A 7183-nucleotide genomic window follows, 5' to 3' on the forward strand; every position below is an offset into this window, starting at 1 on the left:
CGGTGAACACCACCTTACGGGACAGGGGCCGGGGCGCCAAATCGGGCGCCCGGGTCCGATCAGGAGCGGTGCGGTGCGACGATCCCGACCCCGAAGCGGAACACGCGCTCCTCCCCCGGCGCGAGCCGGACGTCCTGCGCACAGTCCTCGCGGTTGTACGCGTTCGTCAGGCTCTCGACGGGTTCGAGCGCGATCGACGCCCGCGCCCGCTCGTCCAGCCCGTCTCCCGTGTACACGTGCATGTTGCCGCGCTCCTGCCACAGCTCGAGGCCTGCGCCGGTCGACGGGTCGAGGACGCGCGTGCGCGCGCGACCGTCCGCGTCGGTCACGAGGTCGGTGAACGCGGTGTCGAGGCAGGTCCCGGCAAGAGCCACCGGCCCGACGGCGTCACGCACCACCCGGGCGGCCTCGCCGTCGAGCGGGAGAAGGCTCGCGTCGGTCGCGACCGTCGCACGGGCGGGCACATGGAGCTCCAGGCCGTCGATCGTGTCGTGGCCGGGGATGCGGAAGTACGGGTGCCAGCCGGCCGTGACGGGCGCCGCGTCCCGCCCGACGTTGCGGTAGGACCAGGTCACGTCGAGCGTGCGCTCGGTCAGCTCGAAGCGGATCCGCGTCTCGAGGTCGAACGGATAGCCGGCTAGGTCGGTACCCCGGATCTCGGTCGCGAGGGTCAGGGCCACGGACTCCTCGCCCGTACGGTTCGTGCCGCCAGGCGCACCCGTGCCGTCGGTGCGCCCGGTGCCGCGCAGGGCGCCCTCGTCCTCGTCCTCGGGAACGATCTCCCAGTCGAGGACGCGCGCGAACCCGTGCATGGTCTGGGTCTCTCCCGGGGCGACGGGCGGGACGTGGTGCGCGACGCCGTCGAACACGTAGCTGCCGCCCGCGATCCGGTTCGCGAACGGGAACATCAGGCCCGACCGCGTCGCGTCCTGGGCGAGGAGCGCCTGCTCGGTCGCGTACCCGTCGAGGAGGTCGACGACGTCGCGCGACGTCGAGGAGGGCCGGCTCCACGGCGCCCGCCAGGCGAGGACCGTCGCGCCGCGCAGGGCGACGACGAGCTCGGCTCCGGAGGGGTGGACGAGCGCGACCGTCGGCAGTGCGCCGAGCGATCCCTCGACGATGTAAGCGTTGCTGCAAACGGTTGCACTGGTCATGAGGCCCCATGTTCGTCTTCCGCACGACAAATGACAAACGCACCCGCCGACGGTGAGCGCGTCACCCTCGGCGGGAGGGGGCGTCGCCCTCGGCGCAGACGACGGACGCCGCCCCCGACCCTCAGGTCAGGAGCGGCGTCCGTCGTCACCTCGCTCACCCCAGGGGGTGACCGGTCATCCGCGCGTCACGGGGTCTCGGTGCCCAGCGACTCCTCGGCGGCGATCGCCGACTCGAGCGCCGTCTGCAGGCGTTCCTGCGACTCGCCGTAGGCGGCGAAGTCCCCCTCGGCGAGGGCGGCCTGACCATCCTTGATCGCCTGGCTGGCGGCCTGGAGAGCCTGGTCGAGCTGGGCGCGCGCCTCGGGGTTCTCCGTGACGGGCGCCGGGGTGTCCGTCCCGGTGTCGGTGCCGTCCGTGGGCGGCGGGGTCTCTCCGTCGGTCGGGATGACCGGAGCGACCTCACCACCGGCGTCACCGGCCGACGCACCCGACTCGCCGCCGAAGACCTGGTTGAGGGCCTCGTCGAGCGTGTCGGCGAACCCGACCTGGTCACCGAAGCTGACCAGCACCTTGCGCAGCAGCGGGAACTTGGTGCCCTCGGACGCCTGCACGTACACGGGCTGCACGTAGAGCAGACCGCCGCCCACGGGGAGCGTGAGCAGGTTGCCGTGGATCACGGTGGAGTTGCCGCGGCTGAGGATGTTCAGCTCGTTGGACACCGTGGGGTCCGAGTCGAACGTGTTCTGCACCTGTCCCGGTCCGGGGACCGTGGCGTTGCGTGGCAGCTCGAGGAGCCTGAGCTTGCCGTAGGAGTCGGCCTTCACGCCGGCGGTACTCCCTGCCTCGGCATCGACCGCGAGGAACCCGGTGAGGATCTCTCGGTCGGAGTTACCGCCCGGGATGAACGTCGTCATGAGGGAGAACGCGGGGTCCTCCTGACCCGGCATCTGCAGCGTCAGGTAGTACGGCGGCTGGTAGGGCTTGGTGCCGGTGCCGCGCACGGTGGGGTCGCGCGGGACGTTCCAGAAGTCCTGACCGGAGAAGAACTCGCGGGCGTCGTCGACGTGGTAGCTCGTGAGCAGCGCGCGCTGGACCTTGAACATGTCCTCGGGGTAGCGCAGGTGGCTCATGAGGTCGCCGCTGATCTCGGAGATCGGCTTGAGCGACGTCGGGAAGACGTTGTCCCACGCCTGCAGGATCGGGTCCTCGGTGTCCCACGCGTAGAGGTCGACCGAACCGTCGTAGGCGTCGACCGTGGCCTTGACCGAGTTGCGGATGTAGTTGACCTGCTGCGGCGCGAGCGCCGCGACCGACTGCGAGTTGACCGTCAGGGTGTCCTGCGTCGCCTCGTCGAGCGGGCGCGATGCGGAGTACGGGTAGGAGTTGGTCGTCGTGTAGCCGTCGACGATCCACTTGACCCGGCCGTCCACGACGGCGGGGTAGACCTTGCCGTCGAGCGTGAGGTACGGCGCGACCTTGGCGACGCGGTCACGCGGCGACCGGTCGTACAGGATCTGGGAGTCGGGCGTCACACGGTCCGAGAACAGGATCTGCTCGGAGCCGAACTTCAGGGCGTAGAGCAGCTTGGTGCCGAACGAGCCGACGCTGGGGCCTGCGACGGCCCCGTCCTCGGCACCGAACGTGTTGTTGACCTGGCCGCCTGCGTCGTCGTCCGGGTAGTCGAACTCCCAGGGCTTGGTGCCCTCGGGGGCGCCGACGATCGAGTACTGGGTCGAGTCCGGGCTGAAGTAGATGCGCGGCTCGTACTCGGGCAGGGACCCCACCGACGGGATGTCGCCCTCGTAGAACGCGGGCTGGCCGCCCGGGCCGATCTGGTTGCCGTACGCGGCCACGACGCCGTACCCGTGCGTGTACACGGTGTGGTCGTTGACCCAGTTGCGCTGGCTCGCGCCGAGGCCCTCGAGGTTGAGCTCGCGGACCGCGATCACGGTGTCACGGCTCTCGCCGTCGATCATGTACCGGTCGACCGAGAGGGTCTCCTGGAAGTTGTAGTACTGCTTGTTCTGCTGGAGCTGGCGGAACGTCGGGCTGACGATCTGCGGGTCGAGCAGACGGATCGACGCCGTGGTGTCCGCGTCGGCGCGCAGCGCGCCGGCCTCGGCCTGGGTCTTCGCGTCGTAGTTCGACGCCTCGACCCCGTCGAGCCCGAACGCGGTCTTGGTCGCGTCGATGTTCCGCTGGATGTACTCGGCCTCGAACTCCTGCGCGTTCGGGTTGACCTGGAAGCGCTGGACGACGGCCGGGTAGATCCCGCCGATCGCGATCGCGGAGACGACCATGAGCCCCACGCCGATCGCGGGCAGGCGCCAGTTGCCGCGGACCGCGGTCGCCACGAACAGCAGCGCGACGAGGATCGCGACGCCCGTCAGGATCGCCTTGGACGGGATGACGGCGTTGACGTCGGCGTACGAGGCGCCGTCGAACTTGTCACCCGTCGTGGTCAGGAGCGAGTACCGGTCGAGCCAGTAGTTGGCACCGATGAGCAGCATGAGCACGGCGGCCGTGACCGAGAGCTGCACGCGAGCCGCCTTGGTCGTGCGCGGGCCGCTGCCCGCGCCACCGCCGATGCGCACCCCGCCGTACAGGTAGTGGGTCGCCAGGGCACCGATGCCCGAGATGATGACCGCGGCCATGAGGAAGCCCACGGCGAAGCGCAGCACGGGCAGCGTGAAGACGAAGAACGAGATGTCCAGGCCCCACTGCGGGTCCTTGGTGCCGAACGGCACCGAGTTCAGTGCCAGGAGCACCGTGCTCCACTGCGAGGACGCCGCCGCACCGGCGAAGAAGCCGATGAGCGCGGGGCCTGCGATCGTCACGACCTTGCGCAGGGGCTCGATCGCCTCGCGGTACTGGTCGAGCGTGGCCTGCTCGGGGGTCGAGGGCGCGTAGATCGGGCGGGACCTGTACGCGAGCGACAGCGACAGGAAGACGAGTCCGCCCATCACGAGGAAGCCGCCGACGAACAGCGCCGCACGGGTCCCCCACTCGGTCCACAGGACGCCTTCGAAGCCCAGCTGGGTGAACCAGAGGACCTCGGTCCAGAACTGTGCGAGCAGGAACAGCAGGAGGACGAGGGCAGCCACGACGGCAACGGCTATGCCGAGCGGGCTGCGTCGTCTGCGGGAGCCGGCCTCGGACCCCGAAGGGCGTCGTGGCGCTGCGGCGAATGACACGGTGGGCTTACCTCTTTGCGTTCGGTCGAGCGTCAGGTCGTCAGGCGTCGGTACCTGTCCGCGCCGGGCCCACGACCACCGGATTCACAGGCGGTCCACGATCTCGACAGGGTCAGGCCACAGGCCGTCCATCTCGTCAACGGCCCACAGCGGTTCCAGGTTCCCACACGTACCTGGCCACGACCCGCCGACTGCGCCGAGGTCGTCGGGCCTGACATGCTGGGGACATGGCAGACACAACCTCCCCCGCGCCCGACCAGCCCGCCCCGAGCACGTCCCAGGCCGCCTCGGGCGTCCCCGACGACGCCCCCGCCCCCATCGTCCCCCTCGCGCAGCTCGCGCTCGCCGACGCCGTGCGCGACGTCGAGGCGCACGTCGCCGCCGACGGCTGGGACGCTCCCCCGCGCGTGTTCGCGCTCGTCCGCACCGCCGACGCGATGGCCGCCGACCCGGGCCTGGCCGACCGCCTCCCGCCCGAGGTCGTGACCGCGGCGCGCGGCATCCCGGACCACCTGGTCTCGGTCGAGCAGGAGGGCCTGCCCGACGTCGAGACCCTCGAGGACCTGCTCGCAGGGATCTCGTGGCCCGGCACGGTCGACGGCGCCGCGATCGTCGCCGAGCGCGTCATCCTGCCACCGTCTGCCGAGGAGGGGCTGCCCACCGACCCGGCTGCGGCCCTCGCCTACCTGTCGTCGCACCCTGACCGTCAGGACGTCCGTCTCGCGGTCGGTGTCCTGCGCGACGGCACCCCGTGGTGCGCGGTCCGCACGCGCGCGAACGACGACGGCGACGACGTCGCGTTCGGCCCGGACCTCGTGCCGGGCCTGATCGAGGGGCTGCGCGCGACGTTCGAGTGACCGCCGGGCAGCCGTCCGAGCCAGCGCGCGCCAGCGCGAGCCGGGCGAGCAGCGCCACGTGCGAGGGAGACGACGCGGGGCCGGCTGACGTGGTCGTCCGGCCCCTCGGGTCGTGCGGAGGTGGTGCGGTTCGCGGGCCGTGGTCGCCGCGGGCTCAGCGCCCTGCCGTGCCCCGACGGACCGGCGGGCGCCGGCTCACGTGCACGTCGGCAGGCTCTCGCCCTCGCCCGCCCCGATCGCGACCATCGCGTCGCGGGCCTCGTCGAGCGTCGAGACCTTGACGACGTTCAGCCCCTCGGGCACGTTGCCCACGACCTCGTCGCAGTTCGCCTCGGGTGCGAGGAACCATGTGGCCCCGTCACGCTCGGCACCGTAGAGCTTCTGCTGGATGCCGCCGATGGGCCCCACGTTCCCCTCGACGCTCATGGTCCCGGTCCCGGCGATCACGGTGCCGTTCGCCTCGTCCTCGGGCGTGAGCCGGTCGATGATCCCGAGCGCGAACATGGTCCCCGCGCTGGGGCCGCCGATGTCCTCGATCTGGATCGAGACGTCGACCGGCAGGTCGAAGGCCGGGTCGATGAAGACCCCGAGGATCGCCTTGCCATCGGCCTCCTGCGTCGTGATCGTCAGGTCGACGGCCTCGCCGGCGCGCTCGACCCCGAGGACGACGTCGTCACCCGGCGTCACGGTCGCGAGCTCGTCGATGAGGTCCTGGTACGTCACGACGTCCTTGCCGTTCACGGTCGTGATGACGTCCCCGGTCTCGACGACCCCCTCCGCGCCGGTGTCCTTCGCGGCGCCCTGGATCGTGAGGGTCGCGGGCACCTCGTAGCCCAGCTCGGTCAGCGCCGCGACGGTCGCCATCTCCTGCGAGGAGAGCATCTCCTGCTGGCTCTCCTGCTCGCTCTGCTCCTGCGTGACGTCGCGCGGGAACGTCTCCTCGACGGGGCGCACCGAGCGCGACCGCTCGGCCCACCCCTCGACGACCTGGACGAGGTTCGCCGGGTACCCGGGCCCGCCCGCGACCGACACCGTGGTGAGCAGCAGCTCGCCCGTCGAGTCGTACGTCTCGGCGCCCTCGATCGTGATGAGGTCCTGGTCGTTCTGCGCACCGAGCGTGTCCTGCGTAGGTCCCGGCGAGCGCACGACGTACGGCGCGGGCATGACGGCGAGGCCGGCGACCAGGAGGGTCGTGGCCAGCAAGGAGATGCCGAGCGTGAGCGAGCGGCGCGTCACGGGCGGGGGCGTGTAGTCCTCGTCCGGCGCGGGGCCGAACGGGTCGCCAGCACCTGCGGGCTCGTACGGTTCGCGGGAGAGCGGTTCTGTCACGTCGCTATCATCCCCGAGAATCCTGGACGTTCGCTGGCGGTCCGCCGCAAGCCCCCTGTCCCCCTGCCCAACGGCGCCGCTCGCCGCAGCCCTGCGGGTGCGCCCCGCGCGGGCCGGGGAGCACGCGAGGGGAGCTCACGACGCGCGGCGACTCACCGCCGTCGGGCCTGACGCCAGATCGCCGCGGTGCCCAGGAGCGCGACCGCGGCACCCGCCGCACCGAGCGCGGCCGCGTCCCGTCCGCCCACGCGTCGACCACCGAGCGCCATCCTGCCCCGCACGCCCTCCATGAGGACGTCGACGCTCTGGGCGCTCGACCAGGCGGGCTCCCAGCCGGCCGCGTGCAGGCCGCGGGCCGTGACCGTCCACGGGTGGACCACGTAGGCCAGGTCGCTCGCCGGCGACGGCAGCACGCCCACCCGGTGCAGGCGCTCGGCGGCGCCGAACGCGGTCGCGGCGGGCAGTGTCACGTTCGCGAGCCCGGTGCGCTCGACGAGCTCGGCCGGGGTCACGACGTCGGGCGCACCGTCCGTGAGCGCCCCGACCGTGAACGTCCCCGACAGCCCCTGGTCGACGACGACCCCGTCTCACCCGACGCCGGGGGCTTCGTCGCGGACCTGGTGGCGTTCGAGGAGGCCCTGGTCGAGGA

General features: G+C 71.8%; 5 protein-coding genes. 1 reads left to right on the top strand and 4 read right to left on the bottom strand.

The features are described from left to right. Nucleotides 1-59: 59 nt before the first annotated feature. On the bottom strand, nt 60-1154 hold the full coding sequence (locus tag H9652_RS17285; protein ID WP_191797691.1) for an aldose 1-epimerase: 1095 nt from the start codon (nt 1152-1154) through the stop codon (nt 60-62). A 185-nt stretch (nt 1155-1339) separates the two neighbouring features. Next, nucleotides 1340-4348, bottom strand: coding sequence for a UPF0182 family membrane protein (locus H9652_RS17290; protein WP_191797693.1), 3009 nt, complete (start codon nt 4346-4348; stop codon nt 1340-1342). A 227-nt stretch (nt 4349-4575) separates the two neighbouring features. On the opposite strand from H9652_RS17290, the gene H9652_RS17295 reads away from it, so the two are divergent. Beyond that, nucleotides 4576-5205: a PPA1309 family protein gene (locus H9652_RS17295; protein WP_225228405.1), complete on the top strand. Its 630-nt coding sequence runs from the start codon at nt 4576-4578 to the stop codon at nt 5203-5205. A gap of 195 nt (nt 5206-5400) precedes the next feature. On the opposite strand, the gene H9652_RS17300 is transcribed toward H9652_RS17295, so the two are convergent. Both H9652_RS17300 and H9652_RS17305 read right to left on the bottom strand, forming a co-directional pair. Further along, nucleotides 5401-6534: a YlbL family protein gene (locus tag H9652_RS17300; RefSeq protein WP_318244244.1), complete on the bottom strand. Its 1134-nt coding sequence runs from the start codon at nt 6532-6534 to the stop codon at nt 5401-5403. Between the two features lie 152 nt (nt 6535-6686). After that, on the bottom strand, nt 6687-7046 hold the full coding sequence (locus H9652_RS17305; protein WP_191797695.1) for a Rossmann-fold NAD(P)-binding domain-containing protein: 360 nt from the start codon (nt 7044-7046) through the stop codon (nt 6687-6689). Nucleotides 7047-7183: the final 137 nt, after the last annotated feature.

This window comes from Oerskovia rustica, from assembly GCF_014836555.1.
Taxonomy (GTDB): Bacteria; Actinomycetota; Actinomycetes; order Actinomycetales; family Cellulomonadaceae; genus Oerskovia; species Oerskovia rustica.

What these genes read in the sequence shown, in the direction of transcription:
- H9652_RS17295 (WP_225228405.1), top strand. Translation starts at nt 4,576, where the DNA reads ATGGCAGACACAACCTCCCCCGCGCCCGACCAGCCCGCCCCGAGCACG.
- H9652_RS17285 (WP_191797691.1), bottom strand. Translation starts at nt 1,154, where the DNA reads ATGACCAGTGCAACCGTTTGCAGCAACGCTTACATCGTCGAGGGATCG.